Below are 25,219 nucleotides of genomic sequence, written 5' to 3'. Positions count from 1 at the left end.
CGCCCCGCCGGATCGCGTGGTTCCATGACCGGGCCACAGCGACGGCAGTGGAGGAAGCCCGGTGCGAGTCCGGCGCGGTCCCGCCACTGTGACCGGGGAGTCCGACCCCACCTGAGGCCACTGGTCCCGCGAGGGGCCGGGAAGGCCGGGGCCGGGCGCTGATCCGGGAGCCAGGAGACTCCCGCCGTCGTCCCTGCCACCTCCGGGCGTGGACACCCGGGGAGAGGACACGTGCCGCATGACCTACCCCTTCGGCGCCGTCGTCGGGATGGACGACATGCGCCTGGCCCTGCTGCTCAACGCGGTCTCGCCGGCCATCGGCGGCGTGCTGGTGCGCGGCGAGAAGGGCACGGCCAAGTCGACGACGGTGCGCGCGCTGGCCGCCGTCCTCCCGCCGGTCGCCGTCGTGCCCGGGTGCCGGTTCGCCTGCGACCCCGCCGCTCCCGACCCAGCCTGCCCCGACGGCCCGCACGAGCCCGCGGCGCCGGCGCAGACCCGCCCGGCCCGGCTGGTCGAGCTGCCGGTGGGCGCGTCGGAGGACCGCGTCGTCGGGTCGCTGGACCTCGAGCGGGCGCTCACCGAGGGCGTGAAGGCCTTCGAGCCGGGCCTGCTGGCCGCCGCGCACCGGGGCGTGCTCTACGTCGACGAGGTCAACCTGCTGCACGACCACCTCGTCGACCTGCTCCTCGACGCCGCCGCGATGGGCACCGCCTACGTCGAGCGCGAGGGCGTCTCGGTGCGGCACGCGGCGCGGTTCCTGCTGGTCGGGACGATGAACCCCGAGGAGGGCGAGCTGCGCCCGCAGCTGCTCGACCGGTTCGGGCTCACCGTGGAGGTCGCCGCCCCGCGGGACCCGGCCGAGCGCGCCGAGGTGGTCCGCCGCCGGTTCGCCTTCGACGCCGACCCCGCCGGGTTCGCCGCGGCCTGGGAGGCCGAGGAGGCGGAGCTGGCCGCCCGGATCGCCGGCGCCCGCGCCCGCCTGCCGCACGTCGTCCTCTCCGACGACGCGCTGCGCCAGGTCACCGCCGTGTGCGCCGCCTTCGACGTCGACGGGCTGCGCGCCGACCTGGTCACCGCGCGCACCGCGATCGCGCACGCCGCCTGGTCCGGCCGCGACACCGTCACCGAGGACGACGTCCGGGTCGCCGCCCGGCTGGCCCTCCCCCACCGCCGGCGCCGCAACCCGTTCGACGCGCCCGGCCTCGACGACGACACGCTCGAGCAGGCGCTGGAGGACAGCCGTCCCGACGACGACCCGCCGCCTCCCCCGGACGGCGACGGCGACGGCGGCGCTCCCCCGCCCCCCTCCGGCGACGACGGCCACGGCCCCGACTCCCCGTCGAGATCACGTGATCTCGACGGGAGCCCCGCGGACGGGGAGCCGAGATCACGTGATCTCGACGAGGGACCGGGCTCCGCGCCGGCGTCCGAGCGGGCCGCGGTCGCGCCGGCGGACCCCTTCCGCACCCGCCGGCTCGAGGTGCCCGGCGTCGGGGCGGGCGCGGCCGGGCGGCGGTCCAAGGCGCGCGCCGAGCGCGGGCGGGTCGTGGGCTCCACCCGCCCGTCCGGGCCGGTGACCCGGCTGCACCTGGTCGACACCGTGCTCGCCGCCGCACCGCACCAGGCGGCGCGCGGGCGCACCGGCCCCGGCCTGCGCGTGCAGCGCGGGGACCTGCGCCAGGCCACGCTCGAGGGCCGCGAGGGCAACCTCGTGCTGTTCGTCGTCGACGCCAGCGGCTCGATGGGCTCGCGGGCGCGGATGGGCGCGGTCAAGGGCGCGGTGCTGTCCCTGCTGCTCGACGCCTACCAGCGCCGCGACAAGGTCGGCCTGGTCACCTTCCGCGGCGCCGACGCCGCCCTCGCGCTGCCGCCCACCTGGTCGGTCGAGGCCGCCGCGGCGCGGCTGCGCGAGCTGCCCACCGGCGGGCGCACGCCGCTGGCCGCCGGGCTGCTGCGCGCGGAGGAGACGTTGCGGGTGGAGCGGGTGCGCGACCCGCAGCGGCGCCCGCTGCTGGTGGTCGTCACCGACGGCCGGGCCACCGGCGCCCGCGGCTCCGACGCGCTGGGCGCCGCGCACGCGACCGCCCGGCGGCTGGGCGAGGCGGGCACGGCGGCGGTCGTCGTCGACTGCGAGTCCGGGCCGGTGCGGCTGGGGCTGGCCGGCGTCCTCGGCACCCACCTCGGCGCGCAGACCCTCCGGCTGGAGGAGCTCGCCGCCGAGTCGCTCGCGGCCACCGTCCGCTCCGTGCGACAGGCGGCCTGAGGTGCCGAAGGGGCAGGTCGCCGTCGTCCCGCAGGACGGGCTGACGACCCGGCAGCGCCGCAACCGGCCGCTGCTGGTCGTGCACACCGGCGAGATGAAGGGCAAGTCCACCGCCGCGTTCGGCATGGCGATGCGGGCGTGGAACCAGGGCTGGCCGGTCGCGGTCTACCAGTTCGTCAAGAGCGCGAAGTGGCGGGTCGGCGAGGAGAACGCGCTGACCGCGCTGGGCCGGCTGCACGAGCAGACCGGCGAAGGCGGGCCGGTGGTCTGGCACAAGATGGGCTCGGGCTGGAGCTGGTCGCGCCGGCAGGGCACCGAGGTCGACCACGCCGCCGACGCCGCCGAGGGCTGGGCGCAGATCAAGCGCGACCTGGCCGCCGAGGCGCACCGCTTCTACGTCCTCGACGAGTTCACCTACCCGCTGAAGTGGGGCTGGGTGGACGTCGACGACGTCGTCGAGACCCTCACGCACCGGCCCGGCACCCAGCACGTGGTAGTCACCGGGCGGGACGCGCCGCAGGCGCTGGTCGACGCCGCCGACCTCGTGGTCGAGATGACCAAGGTCAAGCACCCGATGGACGCCGGCCAGAAGGGCCAGCGGGGGATCGAGTGGTGACCGGCGGGGTGGGCGGGTGAACAGCGTGGTCCCGCGCGTGGTGGTCGCGGCCCCGAGCAGCAACGCGGGCAAGACGTCGATCGCCACCGGCCTGGTCGCCGCGCTGACCGCCCGCGGGCTGGCCGTCTCCCCGCACAAGGTCGGCCCCGACTACATCGACCCCGGCTACACCGGCCTCGCCGCCGGCCGCCCGGGCCGCAACCTCGACCCGGTGCTGCAGGGCGAGGAGCGCGTCGTCCCGCTGTTCCTGCACGGCGCGCGGGGGGCCGACGTCGCCGTCGTCGAGGGCGTGATGGGCCTGTTCGACGGCGCCACCTCCCCCGACGTCGAGCCCGGCTTCGCCTCGACCGCGCACGTCGCGCGGCTGCTGCGGGCGCCGGTGGTGCTGGTCGTCGACGCGGGCGCGCAGGCGCAGAGCGTGGCCGCGCTGGTGCACGGGTTCGCCACCTTCGACCCGCGGGTGCGCCTGGGCGGCGTGGTGCTCAACCGCGTCGGCAGCGACCGGCACGAGGCGATCCTGCGCGAGGCGCTGGACGCGGCCGGAGTGCCGGTGCTCGGCGCGGTCCGGCGGCTGGACGCCCTCGGCACGCCGTCGCGGCACCTGGGGCTGGTGCCGGCCGCCGAGCGCTCGGCCGAGGCGCTGGCCACGGTGCGCCGCCTCGGCGAGGTCGTCGGCGCCGGGCTCGACCTCGACGCCGTCCTGCGGCTGGCCCGGTCCGCACCCGACCTCGACGGGACCCCGTGGGACCCGGCCGCCGAGGTCGCCGCGGTCGCCGGGCGGCCGCGGATCGCCGTCGCGGGCGGGCCGGCGTTCACCTTCGGCTACGCGGAGAACGCCGAGCTGCTCGCCGCGGCCGGCGCCGAGGTGGTGACCGTCGACCCGCTGCGCGACGAGGCGCTGCCCGAGGGCACCGCCGGGCTGGTGGTCGGCGGCGGGTTCCCCGAGGTCTACGCCGACCAGCTGTCGGCCAACACCCCGCTGCGGGAGGCCATCGCGGCCCTCGCCGCCCGCGGCGGCCCAGTGGCCGCCGAGTGCGCCGGGCTGCTCTACCTCTCCCGCGAGCTCGACGGCGCGCCGATGTGCGGCGTCCTCGACGTCGCGACGGCGATGACGCCGCGGCTGACCCTCGGCTACCGCGCCGCGGTCGCCCTGTCCGACAGCGTGCTGGCGCCGGCCGGCACCCGGGTGCGCGGGCACGAGTTCCACCGCACCCACGCGCTCCCCGGCGCCGGCCCCACCCCGGCCTGGCGGTGGCCCGGGGGCGCGCCCGAGGGGTTCGTCGCCGGCTCGGTGCACGCCTCCTACCTGCACCTGCACTGGGCCGGCTCCCCGGCCCTGGCCGAACGGTTCGTGGCCGCCTGCGCGGCCGCCGTCCCGGAGAGGGCACGCCATGCACATCGCTGAGGGCTTCCTGCCGGCGCCGCACGCGATCGGCTGGACCATCGCCGCCGCGCCGTTCGTCGTCCACGGCGCCCGGGCGGTGGTGACCGAGGTGCGCGAGCACCCGGAGTCCACGCTGCTGCTCGGCGCGGCCGGGGCGTTCACCTTCGTGCTCAGCGCGATCAAGCTGCCCTCGGTCACCGGCAGCTCGAGCCACCCGACCGGCACCGGCGCCGGGGCGGTGCTGTTCCGGCCGCCGGTGATGGCGCTGCTCGGCACGGTCGTCCTGCTGTTCCAGGCGCTGCTGCTGGCCCACGGCGGGCTCACCACGCTCGGCGCGAACGCGTTCTCCTTCGCCGTCGTCGGGCCGTGGGTCGGCTACGGCGCCTACCGGCTGGCGCGGGCGCTGGGCGCCGGGTTGCTGCCCGGCGTCTTCGTCGCCCTCGCCCTGGCCGACCTCGCCACCTACGGAACGACGTCGCTGCAGCTCGCGCTGGCCTTCCCCGACGCCGACGGCGGCCTCCTCGCCGCGGCGGTCAAGTTCCTCGGCGTCTTCGCGGTCACCCAGGTGCCGCTGGCGGTCGGAGAGGGCCTGCTCGGCGTGCTGCTGTTCCGGGTGCTCACCGTCAACGCCCGGCCGGAGCTCGAGCGCCTCGGCCTGCTGCGCCCGGCGGCCACCCCGGAGGAGGCCCGGTGACCCGCCGCCGCCTGGTCACCGTCCTGCTCGTCCTCGCGGTGGTGGCGCTGTTCGCCCTCCCGCTGGCCCTCGACGGCGGCGTCTCCGACTACGCCGGCAGCGACAGCCGGGCCACCGAGGTCATCGAGGAGTCCGGCTACACGCCGTGGTTCGAGTCGGTGTTCAGCCCGTCCTCGGCCGAGGTCGAGTCGGGGCTGTTCGCGCTGCAGGCCGCGCTCGGCGGCGGCGTGCTCGGCTACGTGCTCGGCCGGCTGCGCGGCCGGCGGCAGACGCGCGAGCAGCAGGCCGCCCCGCCCCCCGAGGCGCCGTGACCGGGCTGGCGGTCGACGACGCCGCCTGGGCCAGCGCCTGGCGGACCCGCTCGCCGGTGGACAAGCTGCTGCTCACCGGCGGCCTGGTCGTCTGCGCGCTGGTGCTGCCGGTGTGGCCGGGCAGCGTCCTGGTCGCGGTCACCGCCGTCGTCCTCGCGCTGGGCCCGGCGCGGGTGCCGGCGCGCACCTTCGGCCGCGCGGTGCGCTGGCCGCTGACCTTCGTCGCCGTCGGGGCGCTGACCGCCGTCGTCTCCGTGGGCGACGGCGGGCTCGGCTGGGCGCCGGACGCCGCGGAGCGGGCCGGCGCGCTGGTCGGCCACTCGGTCGCCGGGGGCGCGGCGGGGCTGCTGCTGGCCACCACCACGCCGATGACCGACCTGCTGGCCGCACTGCGCCGGCTGCGCGTCCCGGCGGCCGTCGTCGAGGTCGCCGGGGTGACCTACCGGCTGCTGTTCGTGCTGCTGGCGAGCCTGCGCACCGTCCGCGAGGCGCAGACGGCGCGGATGGGCCACTCGACCTGGCGCCGCTCCTACCGGTCCTCCGGGGCGCTGGCGGCCGCGGTGTTCACCCGGTCCTTCGACCGCGCCCGCCGGCTGCAGGAGGGGCTCGCCGGCCGCGGGATGGAGACCGGGCTGCGGGTGCTGCCCGAGTCCCGGCCGTCCTCCCGCGGCTTCCTCGCCGCCACCGCCGCGGGGCTGGCCGCGCTGGTCGCCGTCGGGGTGCTCGCGTGAGCCACCGGACGCTGACCGCCGAGGGCCTGGTCGTCGGCTACGAGCGCGGCCGCCGGGTGCTGGAGGGCGCCGCGCTGACCGTCCCGGCCGGCCGCCGGCTGGCCGTCCTCGGCGCCAACGGCTCGGGCAAGACGACGCTGCTGCGCTGCCTGTCCGGCGCGCTGCGCCCGGACGCCGGCGGGGTCGCCGTCGACGGCGCGCTGCTGCACCACACCCGCCGCGGCCTGCGGGCGCACCGGCAGGAGGTCCAGCTCGTCCTGCAGGACCCCGACGACCAGCTGTTCAGCGCCTCGGTGGCCCAGGACGTCTCCTTCGGCCCGCTCAACCTCGGCCTGCCCGAGGACGAGGTGCGCGCCCGGGTGGCCGAGGCGCTGGCGCTGCTCGCCGTCGACGGCCTGGCCGGGCGGCCCACCCACCAGCTGTCCTACGGCGAGCGCAAGCGGGTGGCGATCGCCGGCGCGGTGGCCATGCGCCCCTGCGTGCTGCTGCTGGACGAGCCCACCGCCGGCCTCGACCCCTCCGCCGTCGCCGAGGCGCTGGCCGCCCTCGACCGGCTGCAGGCGTCGGGCTCCACGGTCGTGATGAGCACGCACGACGTCGACCTGGCGCTGGCCTGGGCCGACGAGGTGGCCGTCGTCGTCGACCGGCGGGTGGTGCAGGGCCCGCCGGAGGAGCTGCTCGCCGACGACGCCCTGCTCGCGCGCGCCCGCCTCGACCGGCCCTGGGCGCTGACCGTCGGCGCCCGGCTGCGCGAGCTCGGCCTGCTCCCCGCCGGCCCGCTCCCCCGCGACGCCGCCGCGCTGCTCGCCGCCCTCCCCGACCGGCCGGGCGTGACCCCGTGGACGTGACCGTCGGCGTCGGCGCGGTCCCCGGGGTGAGCGCGCACGAGGTGCTCACCGCCGTCGACGCCGTCCTGCCGCCGGACGCCCGGGTGGCGCGGCTGGCCACCCTCGACGCGCGCGCCGCCGAGCCCGGCCTGGTCGCCGCCGCGGCCGCCCGCGGCTGGCCGCTGGCCGGTCACCCCGCCGCGGACCTCGCCCGGGTCGCCGTCCCCTCGCCCTCGGCGCGGGTGGCCGCGGCGGTGGGCACCGCGTCGGTGGCCGAGGCCGCGGCCCTGCTCGGCGGCGCCCGGCTGGTGGTGGGCAAGACCGTGCACGGGCGGGTGACCGTGGCGGTGGCCGGGTGACCTCGTACGACCTGGACCACCACGGCGACCTCGACCTGGCCCCGGGGCTCACCGACCTCGCCGTCAACGTCCGCGCCGGCACCCCGCCGCCGTGGCTGCGGGCGGTGCTGCGGCGGGCCCTCGACGACGTCGCCGCCTACCCCGACGCCCGCCCGGCCCGCGCCGCGGTGGCCGCCGCGCACGGCCGCGACCCCGCCGAGGTGCTGCTCACCGCCGGCGCCGCCGAGGCGTTCGTGCTGCTCGCCCGGGCGGTCCGGCCGCGGCGGGCGGTGGTGGTGCACCCGTCGTTCACCGAGCCGGAGGCGGCGCTGCGCGCGGCCGGGCACCCGGTGGAGCGGCTGCTGCTGGAACCGCCGTCCTACCGCCTGCGGGACGTCCCCGAGGACGCCGACCTCGTGGTCCTGGGCAACCCGACCAACCCGACGTCGGTGCTGCACCCGGCCGCCGACGTGGCCGCGCTGGCCCGCCCCGGCCGGGTGCTGCTGGTCGACGAGGCCTTCGCCGACACCGTGCCCGGCGAGCCGGGGTCGCTGGCCGGCCGCCCCGACCTGCCCGGCCTGCTCGTCGTGCGCAGCCTGACCAAGACGTGGGGGCTGGCCGGGCTGCGGGTCGGCTACGCGCTGGGCGCGGCCGACCTGGTGGCGGCGATGGCCGCCGCCCAGCCGCACTGGCCGCTGTCCACGCCCGCGCTGGCCGCGGCGGTCGCCTGCACCACCCCCGCCGCCCGCGCCGAGGCCGACGCGGCCGCCCGCGAGCTGGAGGTCCACCGCGCCGCGCTGCTGGCCGCCCTCCCGGCCGGCGTGACCGTCCTCGGCGCGCCGCGGTCGTCGTTCGTGCTGCTGCGGGTGCCCGGCGGCCGGCGGGTGCGGGCGGCGCTGCGCGGGCGCGGCTGGGCGGTGCGCCGCGGCGACACCTTCCCCGGCCTGTCCCCCGACCACCTCCGCGTCGCCGTGCGCGACCCGGCGACCTCGCGTGCGTTCGCCGCGGACCTCGCTGCGATCCTTGGGACCGAGATCCCCGGTCCGGTGCCGACGACGACGTCGCAGCCGGCCCCCGTCCCGGAGGAGCACCGCTGAGCGCCACGCCCGTCGACCCTGCGTCCGGCGTCGTCTACCCCGTCGGCCTGCGCCTGCTCGACCGCCGCGTCGTCGTGGTCGGTGGCGGGCAGGTCGCGCACCGCCGGGTGGCCGGGCTGCTCGAGGCCCGCGCGCGGGTGACCGTCGTCAGCCCCGAGGTCACCCCGGCGCTGGAGGCGCTGGTCGCGCCCGGCTCGCTGACCTGGGTGCGCCGCGGCTGGCAGCCCGGCGACCTCGACGGCGCCTGGTACGCGGTGGCGGCCACCGACGACCCCGCCGTCAACGCCGCGGTCGCCGAGGAGGCCGAGCGGCTGCGCGTCTTCTGCGCCCGCGCCGACGACCGGTCGGCCTCCAGCGTCTGGACCCCCGCCGTCGGCCGGCAGGGCGACCTGGTGGTCGGCGTGCACGGCGGCGGCGACCCCCAGCGGGCGGTCGGCGTGCGCGACGCCGTCGTCGCCGGGCTGACCGACGGCAGCATCCGCGACCGCGCCGCCCGCGAGCCGGAGGGCGGGCGGGCCGGCAGCGTGGTGCTCGTCGGCGGCGGGCCGGGCGACCCGGGACTGATCACCGTGCGCGGGCAGCAGGCGGTCGCGCAGGCCGACGTCGTGCTGGCCGACCACCTGGCGCCGCAGTCGCTGCTGGCCTCGCTGCCGCCGGAGGTCGAGGTCATCGACGCCTCCAAGCTCCCGCGCGGCCGGTCGATGGCGCAGGAGCAGATCAACGCGCTGCTGGTCGAGCACGCGCTGGCCGGCCGGCGCGTGGTGCGGCTCAAGGGCGGCGACCCGTTCGTCTTCGGCCGCGGCATGGAGGAGCTCGAGGCGTGCGTCGCCGCGGGCGTGCCGGTCGAGGTCGTGCCCGGCGTGACCAGCGCGATCGCGGTGCCCGCGCTGGCCGGCATCCCGGTCACCCATCGGGGGCTGACGCACGAGTTCGTCGTCGTCTCCGGGCACGTGCCGCCGGGCCACCCGCAGTCGCTGGTGGACTGGGCCGCGCTCGGGCGGCTGCGCGGCACGGTCGTCGTGCTCATGGGCGTGGACACCGCCGGGGCGATCGCCGCGGCACTGGTCGAGCACGGCCGGGCGCCGGACACGCCGGTCGCCGTCGTCGCCGACGGGTCCACGGCCACCCAGCGCGCGGTCCGCACCACGCTGGCCGGGCTGGCGGGGACGCTGGCCGACGAGGGCATCCGCCCGCCGGCCGTGTGGGTCGTGGGCGAGGTCGTCGCCCTGGGGACGCGGCTGTAGCCCGTGCGCGCGCTCGCGGTCGCCCTGGCGCCGGTGCTGCTGGTGCAGGCCGCGGGGGTCCGCCGCCGCACGCCGGTGCTGCCGGAGGCGCCCGGGCCGCGCGCCGGCGTCGTCCCGGGCGACGGGCCGCCGCTGACCGCGGCGGTCGTCGGGGAGTCGCCGGCCGCGGGCGTCGGGGTCGCCACGCAGGAGGACGGGCTCGCCGCCCGGTTCGCCGCCGCGCTGGCCGCCCGCAGCGGCCGGGAGGTGCGCTGGCGGCTGTCGGCGCGCACCGGGACGACGGTCGCGCAGGCGCCCGGGCTGCTGGTCCCCGGACTCGCCGGCCCGCCCGCCGGCGTCGTGCTGGTCGCGTTCGGCGTCAACGACACGCTGCGGCTGCGCTCCCGGGCCGCCTGGCGCCGCGACGTGACCGCGCTGCTGCGCGCCCTGGCGCCGCTCACCGCGCCGGACGGCGTCGTCGTGCTGGCCGGGCTGCCGGACCTCGGCCGCTTCCCCACCCTGCCGCAGCCGCTGCGCGGGGTGCTCGGCCGCCAGGCCCGGGCCCTCGACGCCGAGCTGGGACGCCTGACGCGCCCGGGCGTCCGGCACGCCCCCGCGCCGCCGCTGGACCGGCCGGGGCTGTTCGCCGACGACGGCTTCCACCCGGGCGCCGCGGCCTGCGCGCTCTGGGCCGACGACCTCGCCCGGGTGGCGCTGGCCTGAACCGGCCTCAGACCACGCGGGCGAAGACGACGGTGTTGTCCTCGCTGGCGCCGGCGGCCTCGTCGAACTCCCCGCCGCAGGTGACCAGCGCGAGGTCGGCGCCGGCCGGGTGCCCGTTGAGCGCGTCCGCGAGGGCCGAGGTGGCCTTGTCCAGCCCGGTCACCGGGTCGCCGAGCACCTCGAGCCGCAGCCAGGCGCCGCCGGCGTCGACCAGGACCACCTCGTCGCCGGGGGACAGCTCCGGCAGCCGGTCGAACACCGCGCCGCCCGCGGCCCCGGCGTGACCGAGGACGACGGCCATCTGCCCGGACCCGGGTGCCGGCCCGTCGGACCACCAGGACGTCGTGCGCATCGACTGCGGCACGCCGTAGCCGTCGACGTCCCGGCCGGTGAACGGGTTCTCGTACCGCACCGTCCCGCGGGACTCGACCGCGGTGTCGACGCCGATGGCCGGCACGGCGATCCGCGCCGGCACGACCGGGCCCGCGGCCGGGGCGACGGCGGCCGGCAGGGCGGGCACCTCACCGGTCGCCGGCACCGCCACCAGCGAGGTGGCGGGGGACGCCGCGGCGGCGTCGGCCGCCGGGCGCCCGGTCCACACGAACACCCCGGCCCCGGCGAGGACGACGACGAGGAAGACCAGCAGCGGCAGGCGCTGGCCCGAGAGCTCCCTAGCGACCGACCGCACGGGATCGTGCCCGGGAGACGGCGGCACCGGCCCCGCCGGCGACCAGGAGGGCGCCGCCCAGGGCGGCCGGCGGGAGCACCGCGCCGGGCCCCTGGGTCTCGACGCCCTCGTCCCCGCCGGTCGGCGCGTAGCCGGGGTACTGCACGGGCTGCCCGGCCACGGGCGCGGCGACCGGCGCGGCGTGCGGCGCCTCGGGGGCGGGCCCCGGCGCCGGCGCGGGGGGCTCGGGCGCCTCCGGGAGGGCGGGCAGGCAGGCCTGGAACGCCGCGAGCAGGGCCTCGACGTCGGCTGCCACCTGCTCGGCGGCGCTCCCGAGGGCCGCGGGGTCCAGCGCGGGCGGCTGCCCGGACGCGAGGCCGGTCAGCGCTCCCTGCAGCCCGGCGACCAGCTCCTGCACGGCCGCCGCGGGGTCCTGGGACACCACGCCGTTCAGCAGGTCCTGCACGCCGTCGGCCACGCCCTGGACGCAGTGCTCCGGCACGCCGAGCGGGGTGAGCGCGGACTGCAGGCCCTGCACGAGCGCATCCGGCAGCGGCGGGACCGGACCCTCCTCCGCGGGGGCCGGCTCGGCGGGCTCCTCCTGGCCGGCGCCCGGCAGCGGGAGCGCACCGGTGCCGGGCGGCGCCGGAGGCTCGGCGGCGTCCCCGCCCTGCCCGGTCACGGCCTGCTCGAGCGTCGTGACGACGCCCTCCAGCGGGTCGGTGGGGGCGTCGCCCGGAGCGGCTGCGGCCACCCCGGGCGCCGCGACCGCCGCGGCGACCAGGCCGGCGACGAGCAGCGCCCGGCGGCCACGGGGCCTGCGGGACGGGGAACGGCGAGCGGACGACAAAGGGACCCCCCGGGGATGTCAGGACACGAGCGGCGTCACTGTCCGGGGGGAACGACCGTGACATCGATCGGTGACGGACTCCTCCGTCCCGACGGCTCGCCGTCACGCTCCGGAGTGAACCGGTCACCGTTCCGGCGGGCGGCTAGATGTTGGCGCCGTCCGGTGGGGGTCCCTCGGGCAGCGGCGCGGCGAAGCCGCCGCCCTCGGCGCCGGGCGCGGGCATGCCGACCGTGTAGGAGGTCATCGACAGCGACCCGTAGGCGTAGCCGTCGACCAGCACCTCCGCCGTCGTCCCGGTGGCCCCGGCCATGCCGGCGACGTAGAGCAGCGGCAGGAAGTGGTCGGGCGTGGGGACGGCGAGGTCGAAGTCCCGGTGCCCGTCCAGGCGGCCCACCGCGCCGGGGTCGGTGAGCATGGCCTCGCGCGCGGCCTGGTCGAAGCGCTGCGCCCAGTCGAAGCCGGCGTCCGGCAGCGCGCGGCTGACCCCGCCGAGGTTGTGCACGACGTTGCCGCTGCCGATCACCAGGACGCCGTCCTCGCGCAGCGGCGCCAGGGCCGCGCCCATCTGCAGGTGGTAGTCCGGGCCCTTGAGCGCGTTGATCGACAGCTGCACCACCGGGACGTCCGCGTCGGGGAAGGCGTGCACCAGCACCGACCAGGCGCCGTGGTCGATCCCCCAGCTGTCGAGGTCGGCGCCCACCCAGGTCGGGGACACGACGTCGGACACCTGCTCGTGCAGCTCGGGCAGCCCCGGGGCGTCGTAGGAGACGTCGAAGAGCTCGTCCGGGAAGCCGAAGAAGTCGTGGATGGTGCGCGGGCGCGGCATCGCCGTCACCGCGGTGGCGTGCACGTACCAGTGCGCGGAGACGACGAGGATCGCCCGCGGCCGGGGCACCGCGCGGCCGAAGGCCCGCCAGGCGTCGGTGTAGCGGTTGCGCTCCAGGGCGTTCATCGGGTTGCCGTGGCCGATGAAGGCGGCGGGCATGAGGGTCATGCGGCTGTCCTCCCCGGCGGCGTCCCGCGACTCGGTCCCGGACGGATCATGCCCGCCTCCGGCGGCCCCCGCGAGGCGCGCTCAGCCCGCGCGGCCGGCCGGGGGCACGCGGCGCAGCAGCGGGGACAGCCGCCGGGCGCCGGGGCCCTCCGCCGCCGCGGCGTCGCCCGGGTTGGACAGCGCGCACGACGTCAGCGACAGGCAGCCGCAGCCGATGCACGAGGTCAGCCCGTCGCGCAACTGCTCCAGCGCGGCGATCTGCGCGTCGAGCCGGTCCCGCCAGCCGCGGGACAGCCGCGCCCAGTCGCGCGCCGAGGGCGTGCGCCCGTCGGGCAGCGTGGCCAGCGCCTCGCGGATCTCCGGCAGCGACAGCCCGACGTTCTGCGCCGCGCGGACGAACGCCAGCCGGCGCAGCACCGAGCGGGGGTAGCGCCGCGCGCCGCCGGGGGTGCGGCTCGCGGCGATCAGCCCCTCGGCCTCGTAGTACCGCAGGGCCGACGGCGCGAGGCCGGACCGGGCGGCCACCTCCCCGATCGCGAGCAGCTCCACGGAGCCCCCTTGACCTCAAGTCGACTTCAGGTTCCACGGTAGCCGCATGACACCCACCGCACTGGTCACCGGGGCCTCCCGCGGCCTCGGGCTCGCCCTCGCCACCGAGCTCTCCCGCCGCGGGTGGCGGCTCGTCGTCGACGCCCGCGACGCCGGACGGCTGGCCGCCGCCGTCGCCGGGCTCCCCCACCCCGACCTGGCCACCGCCGTGCCGGGCGACGTCGCCGACCCGGCCCACCGCGCCGCGCTGGCCGCCGCCGCCGGCGACCGCCTCGACCTGCTGGTCAACAACGCCTCCGCGCTCGGCCCCGTCCCGCTGCCGCGGCTGGCCGACCTCCCGCCGGCGGTGCTGGAGGACCTGCTGCGGACCAACGCCGTCGCCCCGCTCGCGCTGGTGCAGGCGGTGCTGCCCGCCCTCGAGCGCGCCCGCGGGACGGTCGTGTCGATCAGCAGCGACGCCGCCGTCGAGGCCTACCCCGGCTGGGGCGGCTACGGGGCGGGCAAGGCCGCGCTCGACCTGCTCACCGCGGTGCTCGCCGTCGAGCACCCGGCGCTGCGCGTGGTCGCCGTCGACCCGGGCGACATGGCCACCGACATGCACGCCGCCGCCGACCCCGGCGCCGACCCGGCCGGCCTCGCCGATCCGACCGACGTCGCCCCGGCGCTGCTGACGCTGCTGGAGGGCGACCCGCCCGGCCCGCGCGTGCGGGTCGCCGATCTCGCGACGGCGGCGCACCGGTGACCGCCGTCGCCGTGCCCATGGGGGCGGAGGCCGGCGAGCCGCCGGAGCGCCGGGGGCTGGCCCGGGACGGCGTCCGGCTGATGGCCGTCCGCCCGGGCAGCCTCACCCACGCCCGGTTCCGCGACCTGCCCGGCCTGCTCGAGCCCGGGGACCTGGTCGTGGTCAACACCTCGGCGACGCTGCCGGCCCGCCTGACCGCCCGCCGCGCCGACGGCTCCCGCACGCCGGTGCACGTCTCGACCACGCTCGACGACGGGACCTGGGTGGTCGAGGTGCGCCGCCCGGCCGACGACGGCCCGGAGACCGGCCTCGAGCCCGGCGCCGCGCTCCTGCTGCCCGGCGGCGTCCGGCTGGTCCTGCGCGCCGGCTTCCCCGAGCCGGCGCGCCCGGGACGGCTGTGGCGGGCGGTCGCCGAGCCGGCCGTCGCCGTCCCCGCCTACCTGGCCCGGCACGGCGAGCCGGTTCGCTACCGCCACCTGCGCGGGCCGGTCGCGCTCGACGACGTCCGGAACGTCTACGCCACCGAGCCGGGCAGCGCGGAGAACGCCAGCGCCGGCCGGCCGTTCACCGACCGCCTGCTGGTCCGCCTCATGGCCCGCGGCGTCCCGGTGGTGCCGCTGGTGCTGCACGCGGGCGTCTCCAGCCCCGAGCTGCACGAGCCGCCGGCGCCGGAGCGCTACCGGGTCCCCGAGGTCACCGCGCGGCTGGTCACCGCGACGCGGGCGGCCGGGCGGCGGGTGGTCGCCGTCGGCACCACCGTCACCCGGGCGCTGGAGACGGTGACCGGCGAGGACGGCGTCACCCGGCCCGGCGAGGGCTGGACCGACCTCGTGCTCGGCCCGGACCGGCCGGCCCGCGCGGTGACCGGGCTGGTCACGGGACTGCACGAGCCGGAGGCCAGCCACCTCCTGCTGCTGGAGGCGGTGGCGGGCCGGGACCTGGTCGCGCCCGCCTACGAGGCGGCCGCGGCCGGCGCCTACCTGTGGCACGAGTTCGGCGACTCGATGCTCTTCCTGCCCTGAGGGGGCCACCTCACGCGTGCCGGGTCGGCGACTCGACGAGCCCGGCCTCGTGGGCGAGGACGACCAGCCGGATCCGGTCACGGGCACCGAGCTTCTCGAGCAGCCTCGCCACGTGGGTCTTGACCGTCGCCTCGCTGATCCCGAGCTCGACGGCGATCTCGGCGTTCGTGGCACCTCCGGCGACCACCCCGAGCACCTCGGCCTCCCGCCGGGTCAGCCGGTCCAGGAGCCGCCGGGCGGCCGGGGTGGCCGGTCCCCGCAGGTGGTGGTGCACCAGGCGGTGGGTGATCCCGGGGTCGAGGAGGACGTCCCCCTCTGCGACCGCACGGACCGCCGCGAGCAGGGACTGACGCGGCGTGTCCTTGAGCAGGTAGCCGCTCGCACCGGCCGCCAGCGCGTCGAGGACGTGCTCGTCGAGGTCGTAGGTGGTCAGCACGAGGACGCGGCAGCCCGGCACCGCGTCCTGGATCCGCCGGGTGGCCTGGATGCCGTCGAGCCGGGGCATCCGCACGTCCATCAGGACGACGTCCGGCGCGAGCTGCCGGGACAGGGTGACCGCCTCGACGCCGTCACGGGCGGTGGCGACCACGGCGATGTCGGACTGCGCGCCGAGGATGAGGGCGAGTCCCTCCCGCACCAGCTCCTGGTCGTCGGCGATCAGGACGCGGATCACCCGGCACCGCCCGCCTCGTCGGGCAGCGGCAGCTCCGCCGCCACGGTGAACCCACCCGCGCGGTCCGGACCCGCGGTGAACGCGCCCCCGACGGTGGCGACCCGCTCGCGCATCCCGGGCAGGCCGTGCCCACGCCCACCGGAGCCGGGTCGCAGCGGTCCGGGACCGGGGGCGTTGTGCACCCGCACGGCGAGCCGCGCGTCGGTCACCGCCAGCCGGACCTCGGTCGCGGGCCGCCCGGCGTGCCGCAGCACGTTGGTGAGCGCCTCCTGGACCACGCGGAGAGCCACCGCTCCGGTCGCCGGGTCCACCGAACTCGGCTCGCCGGCCACGACGAGCGAGACGGGCAGGCCCGCTGCGCGGACGGCGGCCACGACCGCCTCGATCTGCTCGACGACCGGCCGCTGCGGATCCTGGCCGCAGGTGTCCGACGGTCCGCGCAGGGCCTCCAGCACCCCGCGGACGTCCCGGATGGCCGAGCGGCCCGTGGCCTGGACGTGGGCCAACGCCCGGCGGGCGCGGTCCGGGTCGGACTCGAGCAGTTCGTCGGCGACGTCGGCCTGGACCAGCATGACGACCAGATCGTGGGCGAGCACGTCGTGCACCTCCTGCGCGATGCGCACCCGCTGCTCGGCGGCGGCCGCCGCCGCGCGCACCTCGACCTCCGCCCGCGTCCGCTCGACGGCGCCGGCCTGCTGGCGCACCCACGCTCCGAGGGCCTGGATCCAGATGGGGTTGAGCGCCCACTGCCAGGACGACGAGACGGTGTCGAGCGGGTCCCAGGCGAGGTGGAGCAACACGGCCGCCGACCCGATCGGGATGCCCAGCCAGGCCCACGGTGTGCGCCCGTGGCGGCCGCACGCGTAGACGCCGACGACGATCACCGCCCCCTGGGTGGCCAGCTGGGACGCTCCGTCGGCGGCAGCCGGTAGCAGGATCGTGCCGCAGGCCACCAGCAGGACGAGGACCGGCGCGCGGCGCCGCGCCACGAGGGCGAACGCGGCGAGGCCTCCGGCGACCGCGTCCGCGGCCGGGTGACGGGAGCCCGCACCCAGGAGCGCCTCGGCGACACACGCCCCGGCCAGCGCGACGGCGGGGACCCACTCCCCGGGGGACGTCCCGAGCAGCCTCATCCCCGCCGGCCGGCGGAACAGCACCCGGCGCCGGGTCACGGGGGAACGGTAGCCGCCGGCGACCTCCGGGGGATCCGTCCGCGGGCCGATGCGGCTCCACCGGTGGACGGAGGCGAACCCACCTCCGGCCCGATGTACCGGCCCGGCTGCGCCGGGAGGCTCGACCCGTCCGTCCACCCGTCCGTGGAGGTCCCGATGAACACCTCTTCGCAGCTTCGGCGTCCCGCACCGGCGGTCCCCGGCCGGGCCGGTGCGGCACGGTCCGGTCCCTCCGTGCGCCTCCGCCGCGGACGACGAACCGCTGTCGTGGCCGCGCTGACGGCGGCCGGGGTGGTGGTTCCCTCGGCAGCCTCGGCGGCGCCGGCATCCACCGACTACGTCGTGACGGTCCCGGTGCAGGAGAGCCACGAGGCCACCGGCGCCGAGGGGGACACCGGCCTGTGCACCCCGCAGGAGACCGCCGACTTCACCGGTACCCAGACGATCCGGCTGCGGTCGACGGTCGGCGGCCTGACCGACGCGCAGGTCGTCGCGCTGACCGAGAGCGGTGAGGTCGACCCCACCGTGCTCGACGCACGCTCCGAGACGGAGGGGACGCTCGTGGTCCACTCGGGCTCTCACACGTACACCACCCGGTACACCGACCGGTGGGGCGTGCACCCGCGCGGCGGCGTCCTGACGATGACCAGCACGTTCCACGCGGTCGGCGAGTCGGAGCAGGGAACGCCGTTCACGATCACGGCCACGGGACTGCTCGTCCAGGCCGGCGACCGGACCCTGGTCGACCGGCAGGAGCACCACGTGCAGGGCTGCCTGCCCTGATCACGAGCGGGAACGGCCGCCTTCCACGGCGGCCCCGTCACAGGAACGGAGGGCTGTTCCGATGTCCCGTCGTCTCGCCGTGGTGGCAGCCGCCACCGCCTTCGTCGCCCTCACGGCCACGCCCGCAGCCGCCGGGTCCGGCCAGGCGGCCTGTCCCGGCCAGAACCTCCCCTCGGAGACAGAGCTGTACCGCCCGATCGGCGCGACCCTCGCCGAGCCGATCGCGACGTCGGGGCCCGGTGCTGCCGGCGACTTCGTCACCGCCCTCGCCCACAGCCACGGGGACTGCCTGCAGGTCGGGCGGTAGGTCGGGTCGCCCCTCCCGGTGGCGGCCCGGCGGCCCGGCGGCCCGGCGGTGACGCTGGGCCGCCGGGCCAGCACGGCTCTCCTCCCCGGCGGGACGGCCGGGATGCCAGGCGCGGGGCTGCTGGGGACGGCAGGGGCCGGACGGCCGGGGAACGGCGGCGAGGGCGACGGCCCGCCGCAGGCGGTGCTGCTCAGCCTGGCAGGCGGTGCTGCTCAGCCTGTGGGCGGAGGACCCCGCGGCGGCCCCGACGGGGGACGGGGTCGCCGTCGACCTGCTCGGCGAACTCGAGCGGCTTGCGGAGCCCGACGGCGTCGCGGTCGTCGGCCGGATGGTGCAGGCGCGCGAGCGTCCCGCCCCGGGGACCTACCTCGGCTCGGGCGAGGTGGCCGAGCCGGCCGGGCTGGTGGCCGACCGGCAGGCCGAGTCGGTCATCGCCGACGGCGACCTCTCACCTGCACAGCTCCGCGACCTGGAGGACCGCGTGGGCGCCCGGGTGGTCGACCGGACCGCGCTGGTCCTCGACGTCTTCGCCCAGCACGCGCGCAGCAGCGAGGGCCGCGCCCAGGTGGAGCTGGCCCAGCTGGCCTACCAGCTCCCGCGGCTGCGGGGACAGGGGACGGAGCTCTCGCGGATCGGCGGCGGGCGGAGCGCCGGCGCTGCGGGGACGGGTGTGCGCGGCCCGGGGCGAGCAGCGGCTGGAGTCCCAGCGGCGCCACCAGCGCCGGCGCACGACCGTGCTGCGGCGTCAGGTGGAGCAGACCGCCGCCCGGCGGCAGCGCACCCGCAGCCGCCGTCGCAGCAGCCGGGTGCCCTCGGTGGCGCTCACCGGCCACACCAACGCCGGGTGGTCCGCGCTGCTCAACCGGCTGACCGGTGCCGAGGTCCTCGTCCAGGACGCGCTGTTCGCCACCCTGGACCCGACCGTCCGCCGGGCCGTCACCCCCGACGGCCGGCCCTGCACGCTCACCGACACCGTCGGCTTCGTCCGCCACGTCCCCCACCTCCCCCACCAGCTGGTCGACGCCTTCCGGGCCACGCTCGAGGAGGTCGCCGAGGCCGCCCTGGTGCTGCACGTCGTCGACGCCTCGGCGCCGGACGCCACGGGCCAGGTGACGGCGGTGCGCGGCGTCCTCTGCGAGATCGGCGCGCGCGACCACCCGGAGCTGCTCGCGCTCGACGAGGCCGACGTCGCCCCGCCGGCGTGGATGGCGCCCCTGTGCACCGCCTACCCCGACGCGGTGCCGGTCTCGGCCCTCACCGGGGAGGGTGTCGAGGACCTGCCCGCCGCGATCACCCGCGCGCTGGAGCGCTGATCCGACGCGTCCGGACCCGACCCGGCGTGAGGTGGGACACACCCAGTGTGAAGCCGTGCAACAGGGGCGCCTACTGTTCCCGCACCGTCACCGATGCCGGGAGGCCCCTCCGTGAGACGACCGCTCCGCCTGCTGCTGCTCCCCGTCGCCACGGCGCTGGCCGTGACCGCGACCGCCGCGCCCGCGACCGCCGCTCCCGCGGGCGCCGCTCCCCCGCCGCGCTACCCCGTGCCCGCGCCGGTCGAGTACTTCGTCGACGAGGCGAAGCTGCCGTTCCCCGCCCTGCCCGGCACCACCACGACCCGCGAGTGGGGCGTCCTGGACGACGGCGCCGGCTACCGCATCGAGGTCCCGGAGAACTGGAACGGCGACCTGGTCGTCTACGCGCACGGCTACCGCGGCACCGGCGCCGAGCTGACGGTCAGCAATCCCCCCGAGCGCGACTTCCTCGTCGGCCAGGGCTACGCCTGGGCGGCCTCCAGCTACAGCGAGAACGGCTACGACCCGGTGTCGGGCGTGAAGAGCACCCACCGCCTGGCGCAGTACTTCGACGCCACCTACGGCGCCCCCGAGCACCGTTACATCACCGGCGACTCGATGGGCGGGCACGTCATCGGCGTCACCATCGAGCAGTACCGCAACCAGTACGACGGCGCCCTGCCCCGCTGCGGCGTCATGGGCGACCGCCGGCTGTTCGACTTCTTCCTCGACTACAACCTGGCCGCCCAGTCGCTGGCGGACGTCCCGCAGGTGTTCCCCGCGCCCGCGGACTACGTGGCGACGGTGACGCCGACCATGCGCGCGGAGCTGGGCATCAGCCCGGCGCCCACCCCGTCCGCGCTGACCGAGGCGGGGCGGCAGCTCCAGGCGCTGACCGAGCTGCGCTCCGGGGGTGAGCGCCCGCTGGCCGAGGCCGGCTTCGCCTCCTTCGACGAGTTCCTGCTGACCGTCCACCCGCAGTACCCGGGCTACGGCGAGGAGCCGGCCACCAAGTCGGTGCCCGGCAACGCCGACCGCGTCTACCAGCTCGACGCCGACCCCGCGCTGAGCGCGGCCGAGCGGGAGCTCAACGCCGAGGTCCTGCGCGTGCAGGCCTCCCCGGGCGGCAACGGGCTGTCGGGCGTCCCGACCATCAGCGGCACCTTCGACGTCCCGGTGCTCTCGCTGCACGGCCTGGGCGACCTGTTCGTGCCGTTCAGCATGGAGCAGCTGTACGCCCAGGACGCCCTCGCGCACGGCAACGGCGACCTGCTCGTGCAGCGCGCCATCCGCTCGGTCGGGCACTGCGACTTCACCGCCGCCGAGCGCAACCAGGCCTTCACCGACCTGGTGAACTGGGTGGAGAACGGCGTCCGCCCGGCCGGGGACGACGTCCTCGACCCCGCCGTCGTGGCCGACCCCGCCTACGGCTGCCGGTTCACCAGCGGCCCGCACGCCGGTGACGCCGACTACGCGCGGGTCTGCGCCGCCGGCTGACGCCGGCTCCCCGACGGGGCGTCCGGACTCCGGTCCGGGCGCCCCGTCGCCGTCCCGGCCCCGGGACTCACCACAGGCCGGCGGCGGCCTCCAGCAGCACCTGCCGGTCCGCCGGCGGCCGGCCGGGGCAGGCGGTGCACAGGGCCTCGCCGGGCAGCCGGTACAGCAGGCAGCAGGAGGCGCGGCGGACGAACCGGACGCCGCCGACGTCGGTGTACCGGGGCGCGGGCATCGGGTCGCCGACGGCGGCGGCGAGCGGCGCGGCCAGCGCGGTGACCGTCCCCACGTCGCCGAGCGCCCGCCCGACGGCGAGCAGCCGGCCGGCCAGCGAGTCGGTGGCCACCGCCCACAGCGGCCGCTCGCGGACCCCGCCGGCCGCGGCCACCGCGGCGATCGCCGACCCCAGCGCCTCCCGCAGCTCCCCCGCCGGGTCCGGGCCCGCGGGCGCCCGCGAGACCGCGGCCAGCACCGTGCCGCCGGCGATCTCGTACAGGGTCGTGTCGGCCGGCCGCGCCGACAGCGGCCGGCCGGTGGCCAGCCCGGCGGCGACCGGCGTCAGCAGCACCGCCGACGCCGAGTACCACCACACGGTGGCGAGCACCCGCCGGTCGGTGCTGCGGTACCGGCGGCCCAGCGCCGCGATCCGCTCCGCCGTCCAGTCCGGGTCGGCCAGCAGCGTGGCCGGGAACGGGCGCGCCGACGGCGGGGCGAGCAGGCCGAGACCGGCGGCCCCGGGCACCCCGGCCGCCACGACCGCCTGCGGTCCGCCGTCCACGGCCCCAGTCTGCTGCAACGACGTTGCGGTCCCCGGCCCCGCGCGCGGCCCGGGCCCCTACGGTGTGTGCTGGGACACGCCGCCGGCACGGCGTGCGCAGCGACGAGACGGAGGGAGCACACGTGAGCGAGTCGACCGGGTCGGAGGGCCGCCGGTTCCCGGCGCCGGAGCAGCTGGCCGCGTCCGCCAACGTGGGCCCGGACGTGTACGAGCAGGCCGAGGCCGACCGGCTGGCGTTCTGGGAGACCCAGGCGCGCCGGCTGAGCTGGACGCAGGAGTGGGACGAGGTCCTCGACTGGACCGACCCGCCGTTCGCCAAGTGGTTCGTCGGCGGGAAGCTCAACGTCGCCTACAACTGCCTGGACCGGCACGTCGAGGCCGGCCACGGCGACCAGGTCGCCTACCACTGGGAGGGCGAGCCGGGCGACACCCGCACGATCACCTACGCCCAGCTCACCGAGGACGTCTGCCGTGCGGCCAACGCGCTGCTCGAGCTCGGCGTGCAGGCCGGCGACCGGGTCGCCATCTACATGCCGATGATCCCCGAGACGATCGTCGCGATGCTCGCCTGCGCCCGCATCGGCGCCGTCCACATGGTCGTCTTCGGCGGCTTCTCCGCCGACGCGCTGGCCAGCCGGATCACCGACGCCGGCGCCGTCCTGGTGATCACCGCCGACGGCGGCTACCGGCGCGGGGCGCCCAGCGCGCTCAAGCCCGCGGTCGACGACGCCGTCAGCCGCACCGGGGGCGTCCGCAACGTGCTGGTGGTCCGGCGGACCGAGCAGGACGTCGCGTGGACCGAGGGCCGCGACCTGTGGTGGCACGACGTCGTCGACCGGCAGTCGCCCGAGCACACGCCCGAGGCCTTCGACGCCGAGCACCCGCTCTACATCATGTACACGTCCGGGACGACGGCGAAGCCGAAGGGCATCCTGCACACCTCCGGCGGCTACCTCACCCAGGTCGCCTACACGCACTGGGCGACCTTCGACCTCAAGCCCGACACCGACGTCTACTGGACCGCCGCCGACGTCGGCTGGGTCACCGGCCACAGCTACATCGTCTACGGGCCGCTGGCCAACCGGGCGACGTCGGTGATGTACGAGGGCACCCCGGAGACCCCGCACCGCGGCCGCTGGTTCGAGCTGATCGAGAAGTACCGCGTCTCGATCCTCTACACCGCGCCGACGGTGATCCGGACCTTCATGAAGTGGGGCGAGGACATCCCCGCCGGCTTCGACCTCACCTCGCTGCGGGTGCTCGGCTCGGTCGGCGAGCCGATCAACCCCGAGGCGTGGCTCTGGTACCACGAGAACATCGGCGGCGGCCGCTGCCCGATCGTCGACACCTGGTGGCAGACGGAGACCGGCGCGCACATGATCACGCCGCTGCCCGGCGTGACCGACCTCAAGCCCGGCTCGGCGCAGACGCCGTTCCCCGGCATCTCGGCCAAGGTCGTCGACGACGAGGGCAACGAGCTCGGCGACGACACCACCGGCCTGCTGGTCCTCACCCAGCCCTGGCCGTCGATGCTGCGCACCATCTGGGGCGACGACGACCGCTACGTCGACACCTACTGGTCGCGGTTCGGCAAGGAGGTCTACTTCGCCGGGGACGGGGCCAAGAAGGACGCCGACGGCGACATCTGGCTGCTCGGCCGGGTCGACGACGTCATGAACGTCTCGGGCCACCGGATCTCCACCACCGAGGTCGAGTCGTCGCTGGTCGCGCACCCCGCCGTCGCCGAGGCCGCGGTCGTCGGCGCGTCGGACCCGACCACCGGGCAGGGGATCGTCGCGTTCGTCATCCTCCGCGGGTCCGCCCAGGACTCGGGCGAGGACCTGGTGCAGCAGCTGCGCACCCACGTGTCCAAGGACATCGGGCCGATCGCCAAGCCGCGCCAGATCATGGTCGTGCAGGAGCTGCCCAAGACCCGCTCGGGCAAGATCATGCGGCGGCTGCTGCGCGACGTGGCCGAGAACCGCGAGCTCGGTGACATCACCACGCTGACCGACTCCTCGGTGATGAACCTGATCAAGGAGAAGCTGCCCGCCACCAGCGGCTCCGAGGACTGAGGCACCGGAGGCCCGCCCCGCGCCGCGGCGCAGGGCGGGCCTCCCGCGTCCCGGCCGCCCGATCGGGTTCCGGGTGCGTGATCCGGGCGGTCACGGGGCAAGATCCTCCCCAGGCCGTCCGCGGCCGTCCGCCAGTCCGACCAGGGAGGAGCCCCCGTGGCCCACAGCGCGTCGACCACCCAGCCCGCCGGGCGGCATGCCGTCAGCGCCGACCCCTCCGTGGGCGTGCTGGTGCAGAGCGCCATGGCCGACGTCTCCACGCTGATCCGCGGGGAGATCGAGCTGGCCAAGACAGAGATCGGCCGCTCGGCGAAGAAGGCCGGCATCAGCGGGGGGCTGTTCGCCGCCGCCGGCGTGCTCGTGGCCTTCGCCGGCATCTTCCTGTTCATCATGCTCGCCGAGCTCTTCACCTGGCTGGGCCTGCCCCGCTGGGTCTCCTACCTCATCGTCACGGCGGGCCTGCTGCTGATCGCCGGCCTCGTCGCGCTGATCGGCATGCGCATGATCAAGCGGATCGACAAGCCGGAGCGGACCCTGGAGTCGCTGCGCGAACTGCCCGACGTCATGCACCGCGAGCAGCCGGGTCAGCGGCGCCGCGCGCTGCCGACGGTGAGCAACGGGCGCGTCGAGCGGCGCTCCCCCGACAGCTACCTGGTCTGAGCGTCGCGAGGTCCGGGGGCGCTCCCGCCGACGAGCGTCCCGACGCCACCAGCGTCCTGCTGCCCGGCTCCTGGATCCACCGCGACGTCTCCGCCAACGGCGTCCGGCTGCACCTGGCCGAGGCCGGCGAGGGCCCGCTGGTGCTCCTGCTGCACGGCTTCCCGCAGTTCTGGTGGACCTGGCGCGCCCAGCTGCCGGCCCTCGCGGCGGCCGGTTTCCGGGCGGTCGCGCCCGACCTGCGCGGCTACGGTGCCAGCGACAAGCCGCCGCGCGGCTACGACCTGCCGACGGCGGCCGGCGACGTCGCGGCGCTGGTCCGCGCCCTCGGCGAGCGGGACGCCGTCGTCGTCGGGCACGACTGGGGCGGGCTGGTCGCCTGGACGATGGCCGCGCTGCACCCGCGCAGCGTGCGCCGCCTCGTCGTCGTCTCGATGGCCCACCCGCGGCTGCTGCGCGCCGGCCTGCGCGACCCCGCCCAGCGGCGGGCGCTGCGGCACGTGCTGGGCTTCCAGGTGCCGCGGCTGCCCGAGCGGCGGCTGACCCGCACCGACGACGACCCGGTCGCGGAGTTCCTGCGCAAGTGGGCCGGGCGGGACTGGACGCACACCGCCGACTTCGCCGAGGCCGTCGAGCGGTACCGGTCGGCGGCGCGGATCCCGCAGGCGGCCTACGGCTCGATGGAGTACTTCCGCTGGGCCGGGCGCTCCCAGCTGCGGCCCGACGGGCTGCGCTACGCCCGCCGCATGGCCGCGCCGGTCACCGCGCCGACCCTGCAGCTGCACGGCGACGCCGACCCGCTGGTGCTGCCGCGGACCGCCCGCGGCTCGGGCCGCTACGTGGCCGGCGCCCACGAGTGGCGCGAGCTCCCCGGCATCGGCCACTTCCCGCCCGAGGAGGCCGCCCCCGAGGTCACGGCGGCGATTGCCGACTGGGCCACGTGACGCACCGGGACGG

General features: G+C 77.6%; 27 protein-coding genes, 1 pseudogene and 1 riboswitch. Of the genes and pseudogenes, 21 read left to right on the top strand and 7 right to left on the bottom strand.

Annotated elements, in window-relative coordinates; genetic code table 11:
- Positions 1 to 51: 51 nt before the first annotated feature.
- Positions 52 to 180: riboswitch (cobalamin riboswitch) on the top strand.
- Between the two features lie 58 nt (positions 181 to 238).
- Genes ACI8AR_RS11380 through ACI8AR_RS11330 form a run of 11 tightly spaced genes read left to right on the top strand, consistent with a single transcriptional unit; the run spans position 239 to position 10,207 of the window.
- Positions 239 to 2,263 carry a putative cobaltochelatase gene (locus ACI8AR_RS11380; protein ID WP_457051126.1) on the top strand — a complete coding sequence of 675 codons (2,025 nt, stop codon included), beginning with the start codon at positions 239 to 241 and terminating at the stop codon, positions 2,261 to 2,263.
- Position 2,264: 1 nt separating this feature from the next.
- Complete coding sequence (cobO, locus tag ACI8AR_RS11375; RefSeq protein ID WP_457051125.1) at positions 2,265 to 2,879, top strand: cob(I)yrinic acid a,c-diamide adenosyltransferase; 615 nt, start codon at positions 2,265 to 2,267, stop codon at positions 2,877 to 2,879.
- A 16-nt stretch (positions 2,880 to 2,895) separates the two neighbouring features.
- Complete coding sequence (locus ACI8AR_RS11370; RefSeq protein ID WP_457051124.1) at positions 2,896 to 4,284, top strand: cobyrinate a,c-diamide synthase; 1,389 nt, start codon at positions 2,896 to 2,898, stop codon at positions 4,282 to 4,284.
- Positions 4,271 to 4,957 carry an energy-coupling factor ABC transporter permease gene (locus tag ACI8AR_RS11365; protein WP_457051123.1) on the top strand — a complete coding sequence of 229 codons (687 nt, stop codon included), beginning with the start codon at positions 4,271 to 4,273 and terminating at the stop codon, positions 4,955 to 4,957. The genes ACI8AR_RS11370 and ACI8AR_RS11365 overlap by 14 nt, the downstream gene beginning before the upstream one ends.
- The gene (locus ACI8AR_RS11360; RefSeq protein WP_457051122.1) at positions 4,954 to 5,268 is read left to right on the top strand and encodes an energy-coupling factor ABC transporter substrate-binding protein; all 315 of its coding nucleotides are present in this window, start codon (positions 4,954 to 4,956) and stop codon (positions 5,266 to 5,268) included. Before ACI8AR_RS11365 ends, ACI8AR_RS11360 begins: the two co-directional genes overlap by 4 nt.
- A complete protein-coding gene (cbiQ, locus tag ACI8AR_RS11355; protein ID WP_457051121.1) occupies positions 5,265 to 5,999 on the top strand; it encodes a cobalt ECF transporter T component CbiQ in 735 nt (244 codons plus the stop codon). The genes ACI8AR_RS11360 and cbiQ overlap by 4 nt, the downstream gene beginning before the upstream one ends.
- Positions 5,996 to 6,847 carry an energy-coupling factor ABC transporter ATP-binding protein gene (locus tag ACI8AR_RS11350; protein WP_456930441.1) on the top strand — a complete coding sequence of 284 codons (852 nt, stop codon included), beginning with the start codon at positions 5,996 to 5,998 and terminating at the stop codon, positions 6,845 to 6,847. The genes cbiQ and ACI8AR_RS11350 overlap by 4 nt, the downstream gene beginning before the upstream one ends.
- Positions 6,838 to 7,185, top strand: coding sequence for a cobalamin biosynthesis protein (locus ACI8AR_RS11345; RefSeq protein ID WP_456938093.1), 348 nt, complete (start codon positions 6,838 to 6,840; stop codon positions 7,183 to 7,185). Before ACI8AR_RS11350 ends, ACI8AR_RS11345 begins: the two co-directional genes overlap by 10 nt.
- The gene (cobC, locus tag ACI8AR_RS11340; RefSeq protein WP_457051120.1) at positions 7,182 to 8,261 is read left to right on the top strand and encodes an Rv2231c family pyridoxal phosphate-dependent protein CobC; all 1,080 of its coding nucleotides are present in this window, start codon (positions 7,182 to 7,184) and stop codon (positions 8,259 to 8,261) included. The genes ACI8AR_RS11345 and cobC overlap by 4 nt, the downstream gene beginning before the upstream one ends.
- Entirely contained in the window at positions 8,258 to 9,505 is a 1,248-nt protein-coding gene (gene cobA, locus ACI8AR_RS11335) for a uroporphyrinogen-III C-methyltransferase (RefSeq protein ID WP_457051227.1), read from the top strand. The genes cobC and cobA overlap by 4 nt, the downstream gene beginning before the upstream one ends.
- Before the next feature lie 3 nt (positions 9,506 to 9,508).
- Positions 9,509 to 10,207: an SGNH/GDSL hydrolase family protein gene (locus tag ACI8AR_RS11330; RefSeq protein ID WP_457051119.1), complete on the top strand. Its 699-nt coding sequence runs from the start codon at positions 9,509 to 9,511 to the stop codon at positions 10,205 to 10,207.
- A 7-nt stretch (positions 10,208 to 10,214) separates the two neighbouring features.
- Here the strand turns inward: ACI8AR_RS11330 and ACI8AR_RS11325 are convergent, their stop codons facing one another.
- The 4 genes from ACI8AR_RS11325 to soxR all read right to left on the bottom strand — a co-directional run bounded on the left by ACI8AR_RS11325 (position 10,215) and on the right by soxR (position 13,267).
- Positions 10,215 to 10,895: a class F sortase gene (locus ACI8AR_RS11325; RefSeq protein WP_457051118.1), complete on the bottom strand. Its 681-nt coding sequence runs from the start codon at positions 10,893 to 10,895 to the stop codon at positions 10,215 to 10,217.
- Positions 10,879 to 11,628: a hypothetical protein gene (locus ACI8AR_RS11320; RefSeq protein WP_457051117.1), complete on the bottom strand. Its 750-nt coding sequence runs from the start codon at positions 11,626 to 11,628 to the stop codon at positions 10,879 to 10,881. Before ACI8AR_RS11320 ends, ACI8AR_RS11325 begins: the two co-directional genes overlap by 17 nt.
- Positions 11,629 to 11,866: 238 nt before the next feature.
- Positions 11,867 to 12,718, bottom strand: a complete 852-nt coding sequence (ygiD, locus tag ACI8AR_RS11315; RefSeq protein ID WP_456938098.1) for a 4,5-DOPA-extradiol-dioxygenase — start codon at positions 12,716 to 12,718, stop codon at positions 11,867 to 11,869.
- 81 nt (positions 12,719 to 12,799) lie between these two features.
- Positions 12,800 to 13,267 carry a redox-sensitive transcriptional activator SoxR gene (soxR, locus tag ACI8AR_RS11310; protein WP_456930434.1) on the bottom strand — a complete coding sequence of 156 codons (468 nt, stop codon included), beginning with the start codon at positions 13,265 to 13,267 and terminating at the stop codon, positions 12,800 to 12,802.
- A 46-nt stretch (positions 13,268 to 13,313) separates the two neighbouring features.
- Here soxR and ACI8AR_RS11305 point away from each other — a divergent pair, with 46 nt between their 5' ends.
- Positions 13,314 to 14,009 (top strand): SDR family NAD(P)-dependent oxidoreductase, encoded by a 696-nt coding sequence (locus ACI8AR_RS11305; RefSeq protein WP_457051116.1) that lies wholly within the window; start codon positions 13,314 to 13,316, stop codon positions 14,007 to 14,009.
- Positions 14,006 to 15,031, top strand: coding sequence for an S-adenosylmethionine:tRNA ribosyltransferase-isomerase (locus ACI8AR_RS11300; protein ID WP_457051115.1), 1,026 nt, complete (start codon positions 14,006 to 14,008; stop codon positions 15,029 to 15,031). Before ACI8AR_RS11305 ends, ACI8AR_RS11300 begins: the two co-directional genes overlap by 4 nt.
- Positions 15,032 to 15,041: 10 nt before the next feature.
- Here ACI8AR_RS11300 and ACI8AR_RS11295 read toward each other — a convergent pair whose 3' ends face one another.
- Positions 15,042 to 15,704 (bottom strand): response regulator, encoded by a 663-nt coding sequence (locus ACI8AR_RS11295; RefSeq protein WP_457051114.1) that lies wholly within the window; start codon positions 15,702 to 15,704, stop codon positions 15,042 to 15,044.
- Positions 15,701 to 16,876, bottom strand: coding sequence for a sensor histidine kinase (locus tag ACI8AR_RS11290; RefSeq protein WP_457051113.1), 1,176 nt, complete (start codon positions 16,874 to 16,876; stop codon positions 15,701 to 15,703). Before ACI8AR_RS11290 ends, ACI8AR_RS11295 begins: the two co-directional genes overlap by 4 nt.
- Positions 16,877 to 17,218: 342 nt before the next feature.
- Between ACI8AR_RS11290 and ACI8AR_RS11285 the strand changes: the two genes are divergently transcribed.
- From ACI8AR_RS11285 to ACI8AR_RS11265, 5 genes and pseudogenes are all read left to right on the top strand, one after another.
- The gene (locus ACI8AR_RS11285) at positions 17,219 to 17,659 is read left to right on the top strand and encodes a hypothetical protein (RefSeq protein WP_457051112.1); all 441 of its coding nucleotides are present in this window, start codon (positions 17,219 to 17,221) and stop codon (positions 17,657 to 17,659) included.
- 61 nt (positions 17,660 to 17,720) lie between these two features.
- Positions 17,721 to 17,966, top strand: coding sequence for a hypothetical protein (locus ACI8AR_RS11280; RefSeq protein WP_457051111.1), 246 nt, complete (start codon positions 17,721 to 17,723; stop codon positions 17,964 to 17,966).
- 328 nt (positions 17,967 to 18,294) lie between these two features.
- Positions 18,295 to 18,594 (top strand): annotated as a pseudogene (locus ACI8AR_RS11275) (HflX-like GTP-binding protein); the annotation flags it as partial.
- Positions 18,595 to 18,634: 40 nt separating this feature from the next.
- The gene (hflX, locus tag ACI8AR_RS11270; protein ID WP_457051110.1) at positions 18,635 to 19,279 is read left to right on the top strand and encodes a GTPase HflX; all 645 of its coding nucleotides are present in this window, start codon (positions 18,635 to 18,637) and stop codon (positions 19,277 to 19,279) included.
- Between the two features lie 111 nt (positions 19,280 to 19,390).
- A complete protein-coding gene (locus ACI8AR_RS11265; RefSeq protein WP_457051109.1) occupies positions 19,391 to 20,755 on the top strand; it encodes an esterase in 1,365 nt (454 codons plus the stop codon).
- A gap of 67 nt (positions 20,756 to 20,822) precedes the next feature.
- Here ACI8AR_RS11265 and ACI8AR_RS11260 read toward each other — a convergent pair whose 3' ends face one another.
- Positions 20,823 to 21,530: a (2Fe-2S)-binding protein gene (locus ACI8AR_RS11260; protein ID WP_457051108.1), complete on the bottom strand. Its 708-nt coding sequence runs from the start codon at positions 21,528 to 21,530 to the stop codon at positions 20,823 to 20,825.
- A gap of 122 nt (positions 21,531 to 21,652) precedes the next feature.
- On the opposite strand from ACI8AR_RS11260, the gene acs reads away from it, so the two are divergent.
- The 3 genes from acs to ACI8AR_RS11245 all read left to right on the top strand — a co-directional run bounded on the left by acs (position 21,653) and on the right by ACI8AR_RS11245 (position 25,206).
- Complete coding sequence (gene acs, locus ACI8AR_RS11255; protein WP_457051107.1) at positions 21,653 to 23,605, top strand: acetate--CoA ligase; 1,953 nt, start codon at positions 21,653 to 21,655, stop codon at positions 23,603 to 23,605.
- A gap of 156 nt (positions 23,606 to 23,761) precedes the next feature.
- Positions 23,762 to 24,265, top strand: a complete 504-nt coding sequence (locus ACI8AR_RS11250) for a phage holin family protein (RefSeq protein WP_457051106.1) — start codon at positions 23,762 to 23,764, stop codon at positions 24,263 to 24,265.
- A 140-nt stretch (positions 24,266 to 24,405) separates the two neighbouring features.
- Positions 24,406 to 25,206, top strand: a complete 801-nt coding sequence (locus ACI8AR_RS11245; protein ID WP_457051105.1) for an alpha/beta fold hydrolase — start codon at positions 24,406 to 24,408, stop codon at positions 25,204 to 25,206.
- Positions 25,207 to 25,219 lie beyond the last annotated feature (13 nt).

This window comes from Geodermatophilus sp. SYSU D01036 (assembly GCF_054050435.1).
Note: the sequence above shows the minus strand (reverse complement) of the source record. Positions and strands in the feature narration are given on the sequence as shown.

Bases quoted from the DNA above. Each gene is read 5' to 3' on its own strand.
- ACI8AR_RS11305 (WP_457051116.1), top strand. From the start codon at position 13,314: ATGACACCCACCGCACTGGTCACCGGGGCCTCCCGCGGCCTCGGGCTC.
- ACI8AR_RS11365 (WP_457051123.1), top strand. From the start codon at position 4,271: ATGCACATCGCTGAGGGCTTCCTGCCGGCGCCGCACGCGATCGGCTGG.
- ACI8AR_RS11380 (WP_457051126.1), top strand. From the start codon at position 239: ATGACCTACCCCTTCGGCGCCGTCGTCGGGATGGACGACATGCGCCTG.
- ygiD (WP_456938098.1), bottom strand. From the start codon at position 12,718: ATGACCCTCATGCCCGCCGCCTTCATCGGCCACGGCAACCCGATGAAC.
- ACI8AR_RS11280 (WP_457051111.1), top strand. From the start codon at position 17,721: ATGTCCCGTCGTCTCGCCGTGGTGGCAGCCGCCACCGCCTTCGTCGCC.